Source organism: Bacillus sp. RO1, assembly GCF_012524115.1.
Taxonomy (GTDB): domain Bacteria; phylum Bacillota; class Bacilli; order Bacillales; family Bacillaceae_I; genus Sutcliffiella_A.
The window spans coordinates 50,773-69,338 of sequence record NZ_JAAZWB010000052.1; the positions used below are offsets into that span (position 1 = coordinate 50,773).

The following is an 18,566-nucleotide window of genomic DNA, read 5'->3' on the forward strand; positions in this document are numbered from 1 at the left end:
TCGCCCCGCGGAAAGCGAAGCCGTTTGCGGAAATCAACAGCGGCGATCAACAAATTTTAAATATAAGGAGAGTGAAACCAGCATGCCCAGTTTTTTGCACTTTTTTGAAACATTTATAAATACATACGATATGTTTTTTAAAGGGATGATTAGAACCTTACAAATCACAGCGGTTTCCATTGCGATAGCACTAATAATAGGGTTGTTTTTCGCTTTTTTAAAAATCTCCAAGATAAAAGCGTTAGAATGGATTGCCAATACTTATATTTTTTTAATTCGAGGAACCCCGCTAATCGTTCAGATCTTTGTTTTTTACTTTGGACTAGTCTCTTTTGGGATATCTCAATTCTGGTCTGTCACACTCGCTCTCGCCTTCCATAACGGTGCATATATCGCGGAAATATTCCGTGGAAGCATCCAGTCCATAGACAAAGGACAGATGGAAGCAGGAAGATCACTTGGGATGACAGGAAATCTCACGATGAGAAGAATTATTTTACCCCAAGCGTTTAGAAGAGCATTACCGCCGCTTGGCAACCAGTTCATTATCTGTCTAAAAGATTCCTCCCTTGCTGCATTTATCGGCTACTATGAGCTGTTTAATGTTGCACAAACGCAAGGTGCCAACTCATATGACGTTATGACATATTTATTAGTCGTTTCTGTGTACTACTTGATCCTTGTCGGATTGATTGGAATTGTTGTAAATCTATTAGAACGTAAATTCTCAGCAAGTGAAAGATAGGAGGTAGGACATGAGTAATAAAATTGAAGTAATAGACCTGAATAAATCTTTTGGGGACCTACATGTCCTCAAAGACATATCTTTGACTGTGAAAAACAAAGAAGTTGTGTGCCTCATTGGAGCTAGTGGTTCAGGAAAAAGTACTATCCTGCGTTGTTTAAACTTTCTTGAATTGAAAGATAGCGGTTCTATTGTAATTGATGGAAATGAAGTTGATGTGAAAAAAGATAATCTGAACAAAGTTCGGCAAAAAGTCGGGATGGTATTTCAGCATTTTCACCTTTTCCCTCATAAGACAGTACTGCAAAATGTCATGGAAGCCCCTATCCAAGTAGAAGGCTTGAAAAAGCCCGAAGCGAAAAAAAGAGCTTCTGAGCTTTTAGCAAAGGTCGGACTCTCTGATAAGGAAGATGTATATCCCGAAAAACTCTCAGGAGGGCAAAAACAGCGTGTGGCCATTGCCCGTTCCCTTGCCATGAGACCGGATGTCATGCTCTTTGATGAACCAACATCTGCCCTTGACCCTGAACTGGTTGGGGAAGTACTTAAAACCATGAAAGAGCTCGCTGAAGAAGGCATGACGATGGTCGTCGTCACCCACGAAATGGGTTTCGCCCAAGAAGTCGCTGACCGCGTCATCTACATGCACGACGGCAAAATCGTCGAAGAAGGCCCCCCACAGGACCTCTTTAACAACCCGAAAAACCAACGAACAAAAGATTTCCTGGAAGCTGTACTCTAAACAGTAATCATTTGGTGATACAGATTTCCCCTGTATCCTGGAGTGTAAGGTGTGAGACTCCTGCGGGGGATAACGGTAGCTTGAGACCCCGCAACGAAGTGAGGAGGCTCAAGCACCGTCCCGCGGAAAGCGAACACCTGGAACGCAAGGAAACAGGGAGTTAAACGATTTCTAGCTGTTGATTGGAGCAAAAGGCGTAGACTCCTGCGGGGGAGTAGCGGCAATGTTGAGACCCCGCAACGAAGTGAGGAGGCTAAAGGCCGCCCCACGGAAAGCGAAGCCGTTTGCGGAAATCATCAGCGGTGTCTAGACAATACAAACAAAAAGACCTACAACAACGGAATAACACTCCATTGCTTGTAGGTCTTCCCTTATTTCTTCTTAAAAACAAAAAACGCACCAATCAAAATCAACAAAACCGGCCAAAAAGTATGTAAACTAGCAACACCAGTCTCTACCACACCTAGCATCTCCATAAACGTATCGTAGAAAAGAAAGAAACTAGCAAGAATGCACAACAGGACTCCCTCAAACATGCCGCCCTTCGTCTTCTGTGAACGAAGAATAAAGCCAATGCCAATAATTAAAATGATAACAGCAAAGTGATCGGGCCAAACATCTACCTTATCCTTTAGCTGAAAGTGCAGCCCAATTCCTAGTAAAACAAAGCCAGGAAGGATGTTAGGATAATCACTCTGTTTATACGCTTGTAATAAAAGTGCAATTCCTGTAATAACGAGGATGGTGGACCAGTGCAGCATTCCTTCCCACAACACCATGTTTAATTGTTGTAATAGGAAATATGCACCAAAAAATAATAAAAGCAAACCAGGCAGAAAGCTATTTTTCTTCATATTTTCCTCCTTAAGATCGAGGCTGAAACCTTGATTCTACAATGAAATTCTGTTAATGTACAAGTTGGTGAATAAAAGAATTGTAATGTTTGTAATATATAATTATGAGAAATCATGAAAACGGTGTATTTTCAGGTATCCTAATTATTTAATTGGAAACTATTTGTTCACATTTTAACAAAAGTATCTAGCATTAGTCATGTTATAATTTTAGTAGATGATATTATTTTTTTGTGGGGGTGTACGAACAAGTGCATATCATAGTAGTCGGTGTTAATTATAAAACGGCCCCTGTTGAAATACGTGAAAAATTGACATTTAATCCAGCTGATCTGAATAAGGCAATGGTAGCTCTGAAGGACCAGAAGTCCATCTTGGAAAACATCATTGTTTCTACCTGCAACCGTACGGAAGTTTATGCAGTAGTCGATCAGTTGCATACTGGACGTTATTATATTAAAGCTTTCCTTGCAGACTGGTTCGGTTTAGACAAGGAAGAGTTTTCTCCTTACTTGAACATATATGAACATGACGGGGCGATCGAGCATTTGTACCGGGTGTCCTGTGGATTAGATTCCATGGTACTTGGGGAAACACAAATTCTTGGTCAGATCCGTACAAGTTTTCTTGCCGCACAAGAACATAAAACGGTCGGAACCATCTTTAATCAATTATTTAAACAAGCCATCACTTTAGCGAAACGTGCGCATTCCGAAACAGATATCGGATCCAATGCCGTTTCAGTAAGTTATGCAGCGGTGGAGCTTGCCAAAAAGATTTTCGGGGATTTAAAAAACAAGCATGTATTAATTTTAGGCGCAGGGAAAATGGGAGAACTCGCCGTCCAGAATCTTCACAGCAACGGGGTAGAAAAAGTTACGGTTATTAACCGTACTATGGAAAAAGCAACAAACCTGGCGAATCGTTTCGCAGGCCAGGCAAAGTCCATGCAGGAGCTTTCCTGTGCGTTGGTAGAAGCGGATATTCTTATCTCTTCTACCGGTGCCAAAGACTATGTTTTAACTAAAGACGATATGACCTATGTCGAGCGTATGAGAAAAGGCCGTCCACTTTTCATGGTGGATATTGCCGTTCCTCGGGATTTGGACCCTGAATTGGATAAGCTAGAGAGCGTCTTCTTATACGATATTGATGATCTTGAGGGAATCGTCAATGCCAATTTGGCAGAGCGCAAGAAAGCGGCAGAAGAGATTGAACTGTTCATAGAAGAGGAGATTGTGGAGTTTAAACATTGGTTGAACACACTTGGTGTGGTTCCGGTCATTTCCGCATTACGTCAAAAGGCGTTGGATATTCAATCCGAAACGATGCAAAGTATCCAACGAAAACTTCCTCATCTTTCGGAGCGTGAGATTAAGGTCTTAAATAAACATACGAAAAGCATCATTAACCAGATGTTGCGCGACCCAATTTTACGAGCGAAAGAGCTTTCAGCCCAATCTGACGCAAAAGAATCTCTAGAACTGTTCACTAAAATCTTTAATATCGAAGAGGCGGTTCAACAAGAAGTTCAATCACAGTACTATACTGTGAAAAAGGAGAAGAGTTCTTCAGCTCCTGTAGGAATCCCGCTTCCTCAAGCTGCGACATACAGGTCGTAAGAGAGGCTGTTAACTATGCTAGAGATGACAATCGCAAGGCTATACGAATTAACGATTCTTCTTTATGCCTTAAGCGTGCTCTTATATTTTATTGATTTTCTTCAACATAACCAGAAGGCAAATAAAACAGCCTTCTGGTTACTTGCAATTGTATGGGTATTGCAAACGGTTTTCTTATTTTTACGAATGCTTGATACCGGTCGCTTCCCAATATTGACGCTTTATGAGGGTATGTATTTCTATACGTGGGTATTGATTACCTTTTCTCTCGTTATTAACAGAATCTTAAGAGTTGACTTCATTGTGTTTTTTACAAATGTAATAGGATTTCTGGTATTGGCATTGCATACATTCACACCAGTACAGCATGAATCCCAAGTGGTTGCGCAAGCCTTAGTATCTGAGTTACTCATCATTCATATCACAATGGCAATCCTTTCTTATGGTGCCTTTTCCCTGTCTTTCGTATTTTCCTTGTTATATGTCATTCAATATCGGCTGTTAAAGGAGAAAAAGTGGGGCAAACGGTTATTGCGGATTCAGGATTTGGCGAAACTTGATCATATGTCCTATGTATTGAATGTAATCGGAGTGCCGATGCTATTGCTTTCGTTAATATTAGGTAGCATTTGGGCGTCTGTTAAATTGTCTGAATTTCAATGGTATGACATGAAAGTGGTTGGCTCTTTCATTGTCATTACTGCATACAGTTATTATTTTTATCAAAGACTTGCCAAAGGAATTAGTGGAAAGGCTATAGCAAACTGGAATATTGCTGCGTTTTTAGTCGTCCTTATCAACTTTTTCTTGTTTGGCAGATTATCAAATTTTCATTTTTGGATCTTATAGGAATCCCATCGGCTTTGGGTAAGGAGGAAATATGAGAAAAATAATTGTAGGTTCTAGAAGAAGTAAGCTTGCTTTAACCCAAACGAACTGGGTCATCGATCAACTGAAGGCATTAGGTGCGCCTTTTGATTTTGAAGTGAAGGAAATTGTTACAAAAGGAGATCAAATCCTTGATGTCACTTTATCTAAAGTTGGTGGGAAAGGTCTTTTTGTAAAAGAAATTGAGCAGGCGATGCTTGATAAAGAAATAGACATGGCTGTTCACAGCATGAAAGATATGCCGGCTGTTTTACCGGAGGGCTTGATGATTGGTTGCATTCCTTTTCGTGAAGATCATCGCGATGCATTCATCTCTAAGGACCATGTGAAATTTGCTGATCTTCCAAGTGGATCCATTGTGGGAACTAGCAGTCTGCGCCGTGGAGCACAGCTGCTTGCCAAACGTCCTGATCTTGAGATCAAATGGATTCGAGGGAATATTGATACGCGTCTCGCAAAGCTTCAAAACGAAGACTATGATGCCATTATTTTAGCCGCAGCAGGGCTTGCAAGAATGGGATGGTCAAAAGATGTTGTGACAGAATTCCTTGATGAGGATCTATGCTTGCCAGCTGTTGGACAAGGGGCTCTTTCCATAGAATGCCGGGAAGATGATACTGAATTGCTTGAAGCTTTAGGTTTGTTCACGGATTCTGTGACTCAAAAAGCAGTCACGGCGGAACGTGCTTTCCTTCACAAAATGGAAGGCGGATGCCAGGTGCCTATCGCAGGATATGCCTCTGTTGGCCAGGATGACAACATCACGCTGACGGTACTAGTAGGTGCACCAGACGGATCTGTACTTTATAAAGAAAGAATTACAGGAACAGATGCTGTGAAGGTCGGATTGGAAGCTGCTGAAAGTCTGACTGAACAGGGTGGAAAGAAATTAATTGATGATGTGAAAAAGGAGCTGGATCAATAATGGATCGTACTTTGCCTTTAGCCGATAAACGCATTCTTATTACAAGAAGCAATGAGCAGGCAAGGTACTTTTCCAAGCAGATTCAGTCACTCGGAGGGACCTCGCTTGAAGTCCCTCTTATTCAATTTCAGCATGTTTCGGATAAAGAAAAGGTCGCTGCCGATATTAAGTCAAACATACCAGACTATGAGTGGATTGTTTATACGAGTGTAAACGGTGTGAAGTATTTCTTTGAACTCTATCAAGGTCATTTGCCAAACAAGATTGCAGTGGTCGGAGCTAAAACAAAACAAGCATTGGAAGCGCTTGGATATAAAGTGGACCTTGTCCCAAATAGGTTTTCTGCAGAAGATTTGATAGAAAGTTTTGCAAAAGAGACAATCAGTTCTATTTTGCTCATTCAAGGCAATCTCGCTCGGCCCCTTTTACGTGAAGAACTTAATAGAATAGGGTACAATGTTAAGCAGATAGTCGTATATGAAAACAAGATTCGTGTACCAGAGGAGAAGGAATGGAAATGGCTGAAAGAGGGAAAAGTTGACCTATACACATTTACCAGCCCTTCAACCGTACATAATTATATGGAACTTTTCGGGCTGCCAAAAGGTCCGGTGGCAACCATTGGCCCAATAACCAGAAATGCTGCAGAAAAAGCGGGAATTAATGTGGCAATCAGTCCATCTGAGTATACAATGGACGGTCTCTTAGAAGAGATCGTGCAATATTTTAAAAGGGAGGATACATAATATGAAAGACTTGCAATTTACTCGTCATCGCAGATTACGAAATTCAGATAACATGCGCTCATTGGTGCGTGAAACATACCTACATAAGGAAGACTTCATCTACCCAATCTTTGTGGTGGAAGGGGAAAATATCCGCAATGAAGTTCCTTCTATGCCAGGCGTATACCACCTGTCCTTGGACCTGTTGAATGCAGAAATGGCGGAAGTTACGGACCTCGGCATCAAATCAGTTATTGTGTTCGGTGTGCCGAAAGAAAAAGATGAAGTGGGAACGCAAGCTTACCATGACCATGGCATTGTGCAGCAGGCTATCTCACAAATTAAAGAAAGCTTCCCTGAGCTTGTGGTCATTGCAGATACATGCCTGTGTCAATATACGTCCCACGGACATTGTGGAATTGTGGAAGAGGGTCGGATTTTAAATGATCCAACACTTGACCTGTTGGCGCGCACAGCTGTCAGCCAAGCGCGTGCAGGTGCGGACATCATTGCTCCTTCTAACATGATGGACGGATTTGTTGCGGCAATACGCGCTGGGTTGGATGAGAACGGCTTTGAAGATGTACCAATCATGTCCTATGCAGTAAAATACTCTTCCGCTTTCTACGGTCCATTCCGTGATGCAGCGCACAGCTCTCCTCAATTTGGAGACAGAAAAACGTATCAAATGGACCCTGCCAATCGCCAAGAAGCACTTCGTGAAGCAGAGTCTGACATGCTAGAAGGAGCGGACTTCCTAATTGTGAAGCCTGCCATGGCATACTTGGACATCATCCGTGATGTGAAAAACAACTTCAATGTTCCGGTTGTAGCCTACAATGTGAGTGGCGAATACTCCATGATCAAAGCGGCAGCCATGAACGGATGGATCAACGAACAAGAAGTGGTGATGGAAAAACTAATCGGCATGAAGCGCGCCGGTGTAGACTTAATCATCACCTACTACGCAAAAGACGTGGCTCGTTGGTTGGATGAGAAGAAATAACCTGATTTACTAGGATGAGTGGATTGGAGCGGAAGGCACTTGACTCCTCGAAAATGCCTACGCATTTTCTTCGTGCGATGTCTTGCTGTCGAAGCATTCCTTGTCCTGCGGGAGGAAGGGACAGGGAAGACCCCGCAGGCGCAGCCGAGGAGGCTTCCGGACCGCCCGCGGAAAGCAAGTGCCTGCAGCGAAAAGGAACGGTTAAGTTTAGTTGTAATCCATTTCAGATAAAAGAAAGGATGATAGAAGAATGAGAAGTTATGAAAAGTCTAAAGAAGCTTTTATAGAAGCGTCCAAACTGATGCCAGGCGGCGTGAACAGCCCAGTACGTGCCTTTAAATCAGTAGACATGGACCCAATCTTCATGGAGCGAGGAAAAGGCTCTAAAATTTACGATGTGGACGGGAACGAATACATAGATTATGTCCTTTCATGGGGACCCCTAATTCACGGCCACTCCAATGATCGCGTAGTGGAAGCAATTAAAAAAGTAACAGAATCAGGGACAAGCTTTGGTGCTCCGACACTTATCGAGAACGAGCTTGCAAAGCTAGTTATTGAAAGAGTACCTTCCATCGAAGTAGTGCGAATGGTGAGCTCCGGAACAGAAGCTACGATGAGTGCGCTTCGTTTAGCACGTGGATACACAGGACGCAACAAAATCATCAAGTTTGAAGGCTGCTACCATGGCCATGGCGATTCCCTCTTGATTAAAGCAGGTTCTGGTGTCGCTACGCTTGGATTGCCTGACAGCCCTGGTGTCCCTGAAGGTGTCGCGCAAAACACGATTACTGTACCTTACAATGACTTGGAAAGCATCCGTTATGCATTCAAGGAATTCGGAGACGACATCGCTGGTGTCATTGTGGAGCCTGTTGCAGGTAACATGGGAGTGGTTCCGCCTCAACCAGGTTTCTTGGAAGGCTTGCGTGAGGTAACGACAGAATATGGCGCAGTATTGATTTTTGATGAGGTAATGACAGGTTTCCGTGTGGATTACCATTGTGCGCAAGGATATTACGGCGTAACACCTGACTTGACATGTCTTGGAAAAGTAATCGGCGGCGGTCTGCCTGTTGGTGCATACGGCGGTAAAGCCGAGATTATGGCGCAGGTTGCTCCAAGCGGACCGATCTATCAGGCTGGAACATTGTCTGGTAACCCGCTTGCCATGACAGCTGGATATGAAACCTTAGCCCAATTGACACCTGAAACGTATAAAGAGTTCGGCAAAAAAGCGGATCGATTAGAAGAGGGGATTGTCGCTTTAGGTGAGAAGTACAATGTGCCTGTATCGGTTAACCGTGCAGGTTCTATGATCGGTTTCTTCTTCAATAGTGAGGAAGTTGTTAACTATGATGTAGCGAAGTCTTCGGATTTAGGTTATTTCGCAAAGTTCTTCCGTGAGATGGCAAACAATGGAGTATTCCTACCACCATCCCAGTTCGAAGGATTGTTCTTATCCACAGCTCATAGTGATGAGGATATTGAAAAGACATTAGAAGCGATTGAAAAATCGTTTTCTGCGATAAAAGGATAAAGATTAGTTTCTATGAGTAGTAAGGAGGCCCGCCCTGATGCATTAGTTTGCATGAGGGCGGGTTTTTTTGGGGTGTTTAGGTGAATTTTGGGTGGTGGTCATGCGGTGCAAAGAGTGTTGTGCATTTCCCATGTGAGCTTCTACATTTCCTGGATAACCTTCTACACTTTTCAAAACAACTTCTGCATTTCCCAGCCTCCCTTCTACCGTTCATAAGATACCTTCTACACTTAAACCCCAAACCTCCACCAAAATACCACTAAAAACAAACACCATAACATCAAATCACCACCCAAATCATACAATCTAACTAACGCCCCAGAATGAAAAGCCCCCTTCGACACACGTCGTAAATCTCCTGCAAGGGTCTGACCCCCCTTCAAATTTTTCTTTTAACTATTCATATTCTCCCAAATTCCATCATACATCTTTATTGATATAGTAAATTTTTGATAGGTGTGAAAGGAGGAACCCCTTTGTCTTCAGAACAGCAATCGTGCTTGCGGTTTTCAGTAGAGGAATCGATATGGTTTCAAAAGGGACAGGAAGTATCTGAGCTTATCTCCATTGCGTTAGATCCTGATATACAAATTTATGAGCAGGACCAATATGTTTCCATACGTGGAGCTTTATTATTAGCGGGGGAATATCATGTGAATGCGGAGGCGGACGATGAGGAGGAGTATCAACCTCAAGCCCGTGTTGTACAGGAAGTAGAGCAGCGAGAAGATGGTGTCTGCGTATTGAATCATCGCTTTCCAGTCGATATTACGATACCAAAGAACAGAATTCAAAGTTTAGACGATATTTATGTGGCGATAGAGTCATTCGACTACAGCGTCCCAACTCGAGGATGCCTGCAATTGGATGCGGAGTTGTCCATCTCTGGTATTTATGGGCATCAGCAAAGTGCCCCAGCCTGGGAAGAGGATCAGGAAGAATCATTTGAGTATGAAGTGGAACCTAACCGGGACCATGAAGAGTCTTATGCTTCACAAAATCAATCACACCTTTACGATCAAGAAACAGATCAAGAAACAGAACAAGAAACACAACAAGAAACAGAAGCTACACAAGAAGAACAAGAAGAGGCTTTCGAATACGAACCAATGTATCGCAGTGCAAACTCCGATAACGAATACGAAGAAGATAACTACCAGTACTATACAGAGGACGATGAAGACGAAGAAGAAGAGATCCTCAATCAAGATGAAGTAGATAGGAATATGCAATACAATTACAATGAAGATGGTGAATATGCCCCGTTTGAAGTGGAAGCCAGAAAGTCTCCTGTTGTAGAGGAAGAAGCGCCATATAATCCTGCTGACTTTATTTATCAAAATAAAGAAGAGGACGCTTATGCCCCGCTACATTCCTTACATGCAGGTAAACACTATCAAAACGAGGACGAAGCATCAAACGTTGTTTCCTTATTTGATAAAAGGAAAGGCCAACAGGCGGTTGCAGATCCGCAGCAATATGAGGAGCATTCCGATGAGCCAAGGGATGAGAATGATTTATCCCTGACTAAAATTTTTGCAGATGAAGGTGGAGATGATTTCACCAAATTGAAAATATGCATTGTGCAGCAAGGAGAGTCGATGGACCATATAGCTGAACGATATGATGTCTCCATTCAGCAGTTGATCAGGGTCAATAGGCTTTCCACAGATGATCATATTAACGAAGGGCAGTTGTTATATATTCCGGTAAAGGCTTCCTCTAAGAGTCAATAACCGGCTTTGGAGGAAAGTGAGGAAGGGGTGACCTTTTCTCACTTCTTTTTTACCTGAAAATATCAGAGGAAGTGAGTTTTCGCGATGCAGACAAATGAGCAAAGCGTAGAAGAGTTAATGTATCAATATGGCATCGTACCTGAATTTATAGAACAGCATAGTGGGGTTTGGAGAGTTGCAACGAATAAAGGTGCATTTGCCCTTAAAAAAATTAAAAAAGAACAGGCATATCCATTGTTCCGCAATATTCATTCCCTCTTTCAGCGTGGAATCAAGACGGTGGTTCCCATCTATCAGACAAGACAAGGCTATTATTTTATTGAAAGTTATTCAGATGCATACTACTTGATGCCGTGGATTGAGGACAATGAGGAGAGGGAGCTGGATTTCAAAGACAGCTTGATGTTCAAAGAGCTTGCCAAACTTCATAGCATGACTGTACAAGAAAAGGAATATCCAGAAGAGGAGATTACCGCATTTTACGACCGGCTTTCGGAGGAATGGACGAAAGAGCAAGAAGACTTAGAGAAATTTGTGGATGTATGTGAGAAAAGGCTGTATATGTCCCCCTTTGAGCTTCAAGTTTGCACCTACGCTCATGAAATATCACTTGCTCAGAAATTCTCCCTGCAGAAGCTGGAAAACTGGCAGGAGGCGGTTAAGGAAACGAAAAAACACCGTGTGGCCATGACACATGGAAGGGTTTCGTTTCACCACTTTGTCAAAGATACAGAGGGCAGGGGCTATTTTATTAGCTGGGAACGAGCAAAGCAAGCTGCACCTGCAAACGACCTTATCTCCTTCTATCAACGATATTTACGAACATATCCACTTTTCTGTGATGACTGTATTGACTGGTTCTATGTATATCAAAAAGGTTTTAGCCTCCAAGAATATGAAAAAGATCTTACACTAAGTTATCTTTCTCATCCCGCGTCTTTTATGCAGGCAGTAACGCAGTTTCAACAGCCGCAGAATCCAAACCAAAGGCGAGTTCTTTCGGAAAGGGAATTGGTAAAAAAAATTCAGGGAAGCTATTGGCTAGCCAAAAATATTGAGTATGTAGCAGGCAGGATCAATCAGATTGAAGAGCAAAATAAAAACAAAGAGGCCCAAACCAGTTAAGCTGGGATGGGCCTTTTCATTGATAAATAGTTATTATCAATTTGATTTTTAAAATACCTTACTTATTAGGAATATACTTACATAAAATGAAGTAAATTCATGTTAATATATTAATAACGTAAGAAATTTGGTTAGATTGGAGGGAGATAAGTGAAAAAACTACTATACTCAAAAAAGAAAATGTCAGAAATTGTTGGCTGGTCGGAAGCAAATGGCCGTAGATGGGTAAAGCATTTTAAAGAGTATATTCCAGAAGAATTAACAGGTACTAGAGTTATGTACAATACTGAGTCATTACGAATTATGAAGCTTTTAAAAAGGCTGAATGAAACTGGGTTAAACTCAGCAGAAATAAAGCTGCTTTTTTCAAATGAAGGAGTACCCAAGAACAAAAAAGAAGAAAAGGCTTTATTTGACAAGTTTAATTCTAATAGTTCAATAAAGAATGTAAAAGAATCAATTCCTTCTATAAAAGAAATGATGATTCCTTATTTACATATGATTAAAGATGGAAAAGCCTATCCAGCCAGTGAAATAACAGAAAAGCTAGTAAATCATTTTCGATTAACGGGTGAACAACAAGTCATGAAATATGAGAATACATCTGACATCATCTTTTTATCTAGAGTACGAAGTGTAAGGTATAGTTTAAAAAAGGAGAACTATATTGAAGAAGTTAATAAACTTACTTACCAAATTACAGACGAGGGTCTTGAACTATTAACTGAAAATATGAATGAAATCGAAGAAGAAATAGAAGAACTTGAAAAGGTTATTGATCCCCTCACTATAGTTAAAGAAAAATTGGATGAACTAAAACAGGAATTGGCAGAAACATTACTAAAACAATTACGCAATGTCCATTGGATTAAGTTTGAAGATATTGTAATTGAGTTATTGACTGTTATGGGATATGGTGATGGAAAAGTTACACAACGAACGAATGACGAAGGGTTGGACGGAGTTATAAAAGAGGACAAGTTAGGTCTTGACAATATTTATGTTCAAGCAAAACGATATGGAGCTACTAATTCAGTTGGTAGGGATATTGTACAAAGTTTTTCTGGTGCATTAGACGGTAAGGGTGCAAGAAAAGGAGTGTTCATTACTACTTCTTACTTTACAGATAATGCAAAGCAATATGCAGAACGTTTAGAAGCAAAAAAGATAATATTAATTGATGGAAAACAATTAGCTAAACTTATGATTGATCACAATGTTGGTGTAGATATCAGTGAAACGTTTGTAATTAAAAGTATTGATTATGATTTTTTTAAAGATCAATAATTCGATGGTAGACATGTATCCTTGTTCATGAGAGTTAAATTTAACTAATTTAAAAGCAGTAACCATGTTGATTGTAGTGGAAGGCGCGCAGACTCCTACGGGAGGAAGGGAGATGGGAGACCCTGCAACGAAGTGAGGAGGCTCCCGGACCGCCCGTGGAAAGCGAAGCGCATGGAACGAAAATCAACAGGTAAGTGTAAAATATATATAGGTCGTATTTATTAGTTACCTATTCACAGCTTTTTGCAACAAAGTATCAGTCAACATCGACAAGCTGACTGTCGATTCATTGATTTCTTTAAAAGAATTAACAATGATATCGAGGTCTGCTTTATTTTTGTTAAAACGGTCTAGGTAGTTATCCATCTCCATTTTGACTGTGACAATGCCACCCTTCACTTGGACGATATTTTGCTGAGACTGCTCGGTCACCTTGTGCATCGATGACATCATGCTCGTCACATTGGTGATTTGGTGATCACTCTTATCGATAAGTACTTTGATTTTGCTGCTAAGTTCCTTCGAGCTTTCGGCAAGTTTCCGTACTTCACTTGCAACCACCGCAAATCCGCGACCTTCATCACCGGCACGTGCTGCTTCAATGGAAGCGTTCAAGGCCAATAGATTGGTCTGATCCGCGATATTATCAATGCCTTGTGTCATCGTGATAATTTCTTCTGATACAGATTTCAATGTATGCATCTCTTCAAGTGATTGGCTGACTTCCTTCATGACTTCCTCAAAATTTCCTACCATTTTCTCCATCTGCATCTCATTGTCATTCGTTAGATGCAACAAGTTTTGGCTGCTTTTTTGTGTGAGATCGGTGTCTTTTAAAACTTCTTCGGCTTTTAGGGTGACTGTTTGGATCGTCTCCTCCGTTTCTGACACGGTACCGGCGACTTCTTCACTAATTTTGGTAAGCTCAGCCTGCAATGTACGATTTGCTTCATTTGCTTGTTCCAGCAAGTCGATACGCACATGGATATACTCTTCCACGACAAGCTGTGAGTCCAAGTTTATAATATGTGTCAACGCGGTTAAAGTAGTGACAAGGTCTTTTGGACTGTCCTGAAGCAACTCCACCACTTTCGGCAGGAGAAGGGTCTGCATGGCGGAATAAGTCGCTAAAAACCATGTGACAGGCAGATGAACCCCGTTGTGAGTTTGACCGATTCTTTTTCGCATCTTATAGAAGTCTTCATCAAGTTGTCCGCTTAACAAACTTTGAAAATAGAGAACAAATACGGCCTTCAGTCTTTCCTTACTAGAGTTGCTTGTGGCAACCTGTTTCATCGGAGGTTGTTTATATAAATGTTCCAGTACCTTTTCCAGTACTTCATCTAGTAGTTCAAATATGATAGGCTTCGCATTTTGTAATGCTAGCAGATGTTCTTTTGTGAAACCCATATAAAAAAGGCGGCTTGCCAGATCCGCATCCTTTGAATGGCCGACAACATCTTTTCTTTCCGGAAATTGCATCTCAGCAGTGTATGGAACTTTTTTAGGTTTTTGCATAAATGAAATCATGGACGTCTCCTTTTAAAGTCGAAATTGGTAGAAAATTCATATCTTTATGTAGTATTATGGATGATTCATAGGAAATAAGCTACAGGTAATGTGTCGAAAAACCAAATAAAAACTGCCTCAATATTTTAGAGGCAGTTTTTCAGGTGGCCTAAATCCATTCCAAATGAAAGCAAATGGCAACCACGATGCAGATGGCAAGTATCAGAACGTCAAAGGTAGTGGGAAGAAAGATGGTACGTATTCCTTGAAAGACACAGATAGGAATGATGAATTGTGCGCATACCCCTCGAACCTGTCTCAACCAAGGCGGCAAGGAATAAGGGTTATATTTTCGCATATGGTACCTCCTTAAGCACACTTTTCTCGATGTATATATACCTAAGATATGATTTGGAGCGGAAAATAGTGCCCAGTTCGGAACAAATATTTCTTTTTGTGCATAACTTATTAAAAAATTGGAGAAGCTTATTGACTATTAGCATATCCTTTATGTAACATAGTAAGGTAATAAGATAACGATCAAATACAGTGACAGGGAAGAGTACAATTGCAGACCCCTTTAGAGAGGGAAACCATTAGCTGAAAGGTTTCTCAGGAATGTCGGATTGGAAGGTCGCCCTCGAGTAGTTTCAGCGAACGCACTGCGTCTAGTAGTTGAAACCGGTGGAGAGCCGTTAACAGATTTGAGTGTACAGGGGATAGTCTATCTATTTTCACCCTGTAAAAAAAGGTGGTACCGCGAAACTTAACTCCTTTCGTCCTTTTATTTGGATGAAGGGAGTTTTTTATTTGGTTCTAAAGATTTGCAGCTGGTGATTGGATCGAAAGGCGAAGACTCCGGTGGGAGGCAGCGGTAGCTTGAGACCCCACAGGCGGAGCCGAGGAGGCTCAAGCACCGCCCCGCGGAAAGCGAAGCCTAGCGCGGAAAATCAACAGCGGAATCCAAGAGAACCACAAAAGAGAACAGGAGGAATCAGGATGGAAATGAATGAAGTAAACCTTCCGACAAAATACGATCCACAAACAATTGAAAAAAACCGTTATCAATACTGGTTGGACGGCCGCTTTTTTGAAGCGACAAACGACCAAGACAAAACACCATACACAATCGTTATCCCGCCACCAAACGTAACGGGCCGCCTTCACCTAGGTCATGCATGGGACACCACCCTGCAAGACATCATCACGCGGATGAAGCGCATGCAAGGCTTTGACGTTCTATGGTTACCGGGAATGGACCACGCCGGAATCGCAACGCAAGCGAAAGTAGACGAAAAGCTTCGCAACCAAGGAATCAACCGTTATGACCTTGGTCGTGAAAAATTCATGGAAGAAGCATGGAAATGGAAAGACGAATACGCGAAACATATTAGAGAGCAATGGTCCAAGCTAGGACTTGGCCTTGATTACAGCCGCGAGCGTTTCACATTGGACGAAGGGCTTTCCAAAGCGGTTAACGAAGTGTTCGTAACACTGTACAAAAAAGGACTTATCTACCGTGGCGAGTACATCATCAACTGGGACCCGGCTACGAAAACGGCTCTTTCTGATATCGAGGTTATCCACCAAGATGTTCAAGGTGCCTTCTATCACATGAGATACCCGCTGACTGACGGTTCTGGCCACATTGAAATTGCAACAACGCGACCTGAAACAATGCTTGGAGACACAGCCGTTGCGGTTCACCCGGAAGATGAGCGCTACAAGCATCTAATCGGAAAAATGGTAACACTGCCTATCACTGGCCGTGAGATTCCAATCGTAGCAGATGACTATGTTGACATGGAGTTCGGGTCCGGTGCTGTGAAAATTACACCTGCTCACGACCCGAATGACTTCGAAATCGGAAACCGTCATAACCTGGAGCGAATCCTTGTTATGAAGGAAGACGGAAGCATGAACGAAAAAGCTGGCAAATACAATGGCATGGATCGCTTTGAATGCCGTAAGCAGCTTGTAAAAGATTTGCAGGAAAGCGGCGTTCTTTTCAAAATTGAAGAACATATGCATTCTGTTGGTCACAGTGAGCGTAGTGGAGCGGTTGTTGAGCCATATCTTTCCACACAATGGTTCGTTAAGATGCAGCCGCTTGCTGACAAAGCGATTGACCTTCAGTCTCAAGAAGACAAGGTTAATTTTGTACCGAACCGCTTTGAGAACACATACATGCGCTGGATGGAGAATATCCGTGACTGGTGTATTTCCCGTCAATTATGGTGGGGTCACCGAATTCCAGCTTGGTATCACAAAGAAACAGGCGAAATCCATGTTGACCATAATCCTCCTGAAGACACGGAAAATTGGGAGCAGGATACAGACGTACTTGATACATGGTTCAGCTCTGCGTTATGGCCGTTTTCTACCATGGGCTGGCCGGAAACAGAATCTCTGGACTACCAACGTTACTATCCAACAAGTACCTTAGTAACTGGTTATGATATCATTTTCTTCTGGGTTTCCCGTATGATATTCCAAGGACTAGAATTCACTGGAGAGCGTCCATTTAAAGATGTTCTGATTCACGGACTCGTTCGTGACGAGCAAGGCCGCAAGATGAGTAAATCCCTTGGTAACGGTGTAGATCCAATGGAAGTTATCGAAAAGTACGGAGCGGATTCTCTGCGTTACTTCCTATCAACAGGAAGCTCACCGGGTCAAGACCTACGCTTCAGCTATGAAAAAGTAGAGTCGACTTGGAATTTTGCAAACAAGATCTGGAACGCATCCCGTTTTGCCTTGATGAACATGGGCGACATGAAGTTTGAGGATATTGACTTGAGCGGAGAGAAATCCGTTGCAGACAAGTGGATCCTGACTCGTTTGAATGAAACAATTGAAACAGTAACGAAGCTTGCTGACAAATATGAGTTCGGTGAAGTGGGTCGTGCCCTTTACAACTTCATCTGGGATGATTTCTGTGACTGGTATATCGAAATGGCGAAAATTCCATTGTACGGCGAAGATGAAGCGGCGAAAAAGACAACACGCTCTATTTTAGCTTACGTATTGGATAACACCATGCGACTATTGCACCCGTTTATGCCATTCATCACGGAGGAGATCTGGCAGCAGCTTCCTCACGAAGGCGAGTCCATCACGCTTGCAAATTGGCCGGTAGTTCGCGATGAGTTAACGGACAAGGAAGCCGCAGCAGATATGCGTTTACTAGTAGACATTATCCGCAGTGTACGTAACGTTCGCGCAGAAGTGAACACGCCAATGAGCAAACAGGTTAAATTGCTTGTAAAAGCGAAAACTTCTGAGATTGCTGATAAACTTGAGGGTAACCGTTCTTACCTAGAGCGTTTCTGTAACCCTAGCGAGCTATTGATTGGAACGGATGTTGCGTTAGATGGCGGCGAGAAGGCGATGACGGCAGTAGTGACTGGAGCGGAGTTGATTCTTCCTCTGCAAGGGCTGATTAATATTGACGAAGAAATCGCGCGTCTAAACAAGGAGCTTGCAAAGCTTGATAAGGAAGTAGAGCGCGTGCAGAAGAAGCTTTCCAACCAAGGCTTCATCGCGAAAGCACCTGCAAATGTTATTGAAGAAGAGAAAGCAAAAGAGAAAGATTATGTAGAAAAGCGTGACGCTGTTCAAGCTCGTATTGATGAGTTGAAAGGGTAAGTGCTTTTTGTGAGATAGATCCTGGGTGGATGTCCTTTTTTAGGGGGCGTCCGCTTGGGATTTTTTTTATTTGAGGTATTTGTCGGTGGGTTCAGAGGGATTAGCGGTTTTTTCGGGAGGGGATGTGTGTCGAAAAATGTGGAAAGGTCGAAGGTTGCGGGTAAGTGGTAGAACCTTGCCAGTTTAGGGTAGAAGGTTTTCGCCAAAACGGTAG

General features: G+C 42.2%; 15 protein-coding genes, 1 pseudogene and 1 other annotated feature. Of the genes and pseudogenes, 12 read left to right on the plus strand and 4 right to left on the minus strand.

All coding sequences use genetic code 11. From position 1 onward, the window contains the following. Positions 1–82: 82 nt before the first annotated feature. The gene (locus tag HC179_RS06150; protein WP_168863541.1) at positions 83–745 is read left to right on the plus strand and encodes an amino acid ABC transporter permease; all 663 of its coding nucleotides are present in this window, start codon (positions 83–85) and stop codon (positions 743–745) included. 10 nt (positions 746–755) lie between these two features. Beyond that, positions 756–1,487, plus strand: a complete 732-nt coding sequence (locus HC179_RS06155; RefSeq protein ID WP_168863542.1) for an amino acid ABC transporter ATP-binding protein — start codon at positions 756–758, stop codon at positions 1,485–1,487. Between the two features lie 371 nt (positions 1,488–1,858). On the opposite strand, the gene HC179_RS06160 is transcribed toward HC179_RS06155, so the two are convergent. Beyond that, complete coding sequence (locus HC179_RS06160) at positions 1,859–2,341, minus strand: LiaF transmembrane domain-containing protein (protein ID WP_168863543.1); 483 nt, start codon at positions 2,339–2,341, stop codon at positions 1,859–1,861. A gap of 251 nt (positions 2,342–2,592) precedes the next feature. On the opposite strand from HC179_RS06160, the gene hemA reads away from it, so the two are divergent. The 9 genes from hemA (at position 2,593) to HC179_RS21270 (ending at position 13,195) form a co-directional block, all read left to right on the plus strand. Further along, entirely contained in the window at positions 2,593–3,963 is a 1,371-nt protein-coding gene (gene hemA, locus HC179_RS06165; protein ID WP_168863544.1) for a glutamyl-tRNA reductase, read from the plus strand. A gap of 15 nt (positions 3,964–3,978) precedes the next feature. Then, positions 3,979–4,812, plus strand: a complete 834-nt coding sequence (locus HC179_RS06170; RefSeq protein WP_168863545.1) for a cytochrome C assembly family protein — start codon at positions 3,979–3,981, stop codon at positions 4,810–4,812. A 31-nt stretch (positions 4,813–4,843) separates the two neighbouring features. Next, entirely contained in the window at positions 4,844–5,776 is a 933-nt protein-coding gene (gene hemC / locus HC179_RS06175) for a hydroxymethylbilane synthase (RefSeq protein WP_168863546.1), read from the plus strand. After that, positions 5,776–6,522 carry a uroporphyrinogen-III synthase gene (locus HC179_RS06180; protein WP_168863547.1) on the plus strand — a complete coding sequence of 249 codons (747 nt, stop codon included), beginning with the start codon at positions 5,776–5,778 and terminating at the stop codon, positions 6,520–6,522. Before hemC ends, HC179_RS06180 begins: the two co-directional genes overlap by 1 nt. Before the next feature lies 1 nt (position 6,523). Continuing rightward, positions 6,524–7,507, plus strand: a complete 984-nt coding sequence (gene hemB, locus HC179_RS06185; RefSeq protein WP_168863548.1) for a porphobilinogen synthase — start codon at positions 6,524–6,526, stop codon at positions 7,505–7,507. Positions 7,508–7,757: 250 nt separating this feature from the next. Further along, positions 7,758–9,047: a glutamate-1-semialdehyde 2,1-aminomutase gene (gene hemL / locus HC179_RS06190; protein WP_168863549.1), complete on the plus strand. Its 1,290-nt coding sequence runs from the start codon at positions 7,758–7,760 to the stop codon at positions 9,045–9,047. Between the two features lie 476 nt (positions 9,048–9,523). Beyond that, positions 9,524–10,783 carry a stage VI sporulation protein D gene (gene spoVID, locus HC179_RS06195; protein ID WP_168863550.1) on the plus strand — a complete coding sequence of 420 codons (1,260 nt, stop codon included), beginning with the start codon at positions 9,524–9,526 and terminating at the stop codon, positions 10,781–10,783. 84 nt (positions 10,784–10,867) lie between these two features. Further along, on the plus strand, positions 10,868–11,908 hold the full coding sequence (ysxE, locus tag HC179_RS06200; protein ID WP_168863551.1) for a spore coat protein YsxE: 1,041 nt from the start codon (positions 10,868–10,870) through the stop codon (positions 11,906–11,908). A gap of 150 nt (positions 11,909–12,058) precedes the next feature. Next, on the plus strand, positions 12,059–13,195 hold the full coding sequence (locus HC179_RS21270; protein WP_346775127.1) for a restriction endonuclease: 1,137 nt from the start codon (positions 12,059–12,061) through the stop codon (positions 13,193–13,195). A gap of 225 nt (positions 13,196–13,420) precedes the next feature. Here the strand turns inward: HC179_RS21270 and HC179_RS21330 are convergent, their stop codons facing one another. From HC179_RS21330 to HC179_RS06215, 3 genes and pseudogenes are all read right to left on the minus strand, one after another. Then, complete coding sequence (locus HC179_RS21330; RefSeq protein WP_481747956.1) at positions 13,421–13,966, minus strand: methyl-accepting chemotaxis protein; 546 nt, start codon at positions 13,964–13,966, stop codon at positions 13,421–13,423. Positions 13,967–14,188: 222 nt separating this feature from the next. After that, a pseudogene (locus HC179_RS21335) lies at positions 14,189–14,725 on the minus strand (protoglobin family protein); the annotation flags it as partial. Between the two features lie 148 nt (positions 14,726–14,873). After that, the gene (locus HC179_RS06215; protein ID WP_010195840.1) at positions 14,874–15,062 is read right to left on the minus strand and encodes a hypothetical protein; all 189 of its coding nucleotides are present in this window, start codon (positions 15,060–15,062) and stop codon (positions 14,874–14,876) included. 182 nt (positions 15,063–15,244) lie between these two features. Next, positions 15,245–15,491 (plus strand) — a binding site (T-box leader). Positions 15,492–15,703: 212 nt separating this feature from the next. On the opposite strand from HC179_RS06215, the gene HC179_RS06220 reads away from it, so the two are divergent. Beyond that, positions 15,704–18,352, plus strand: a complete 2,649-nt coding sequence (locus HC179_RS06220) for a valine--tRNA ligase (RefSeq protein WP_168863553.1) — start codon at positions 15,704–15,706, stop codon at positions 18,350–18,352. Positions 18,353–18,566: the final 214 nt, after the last annotated feature.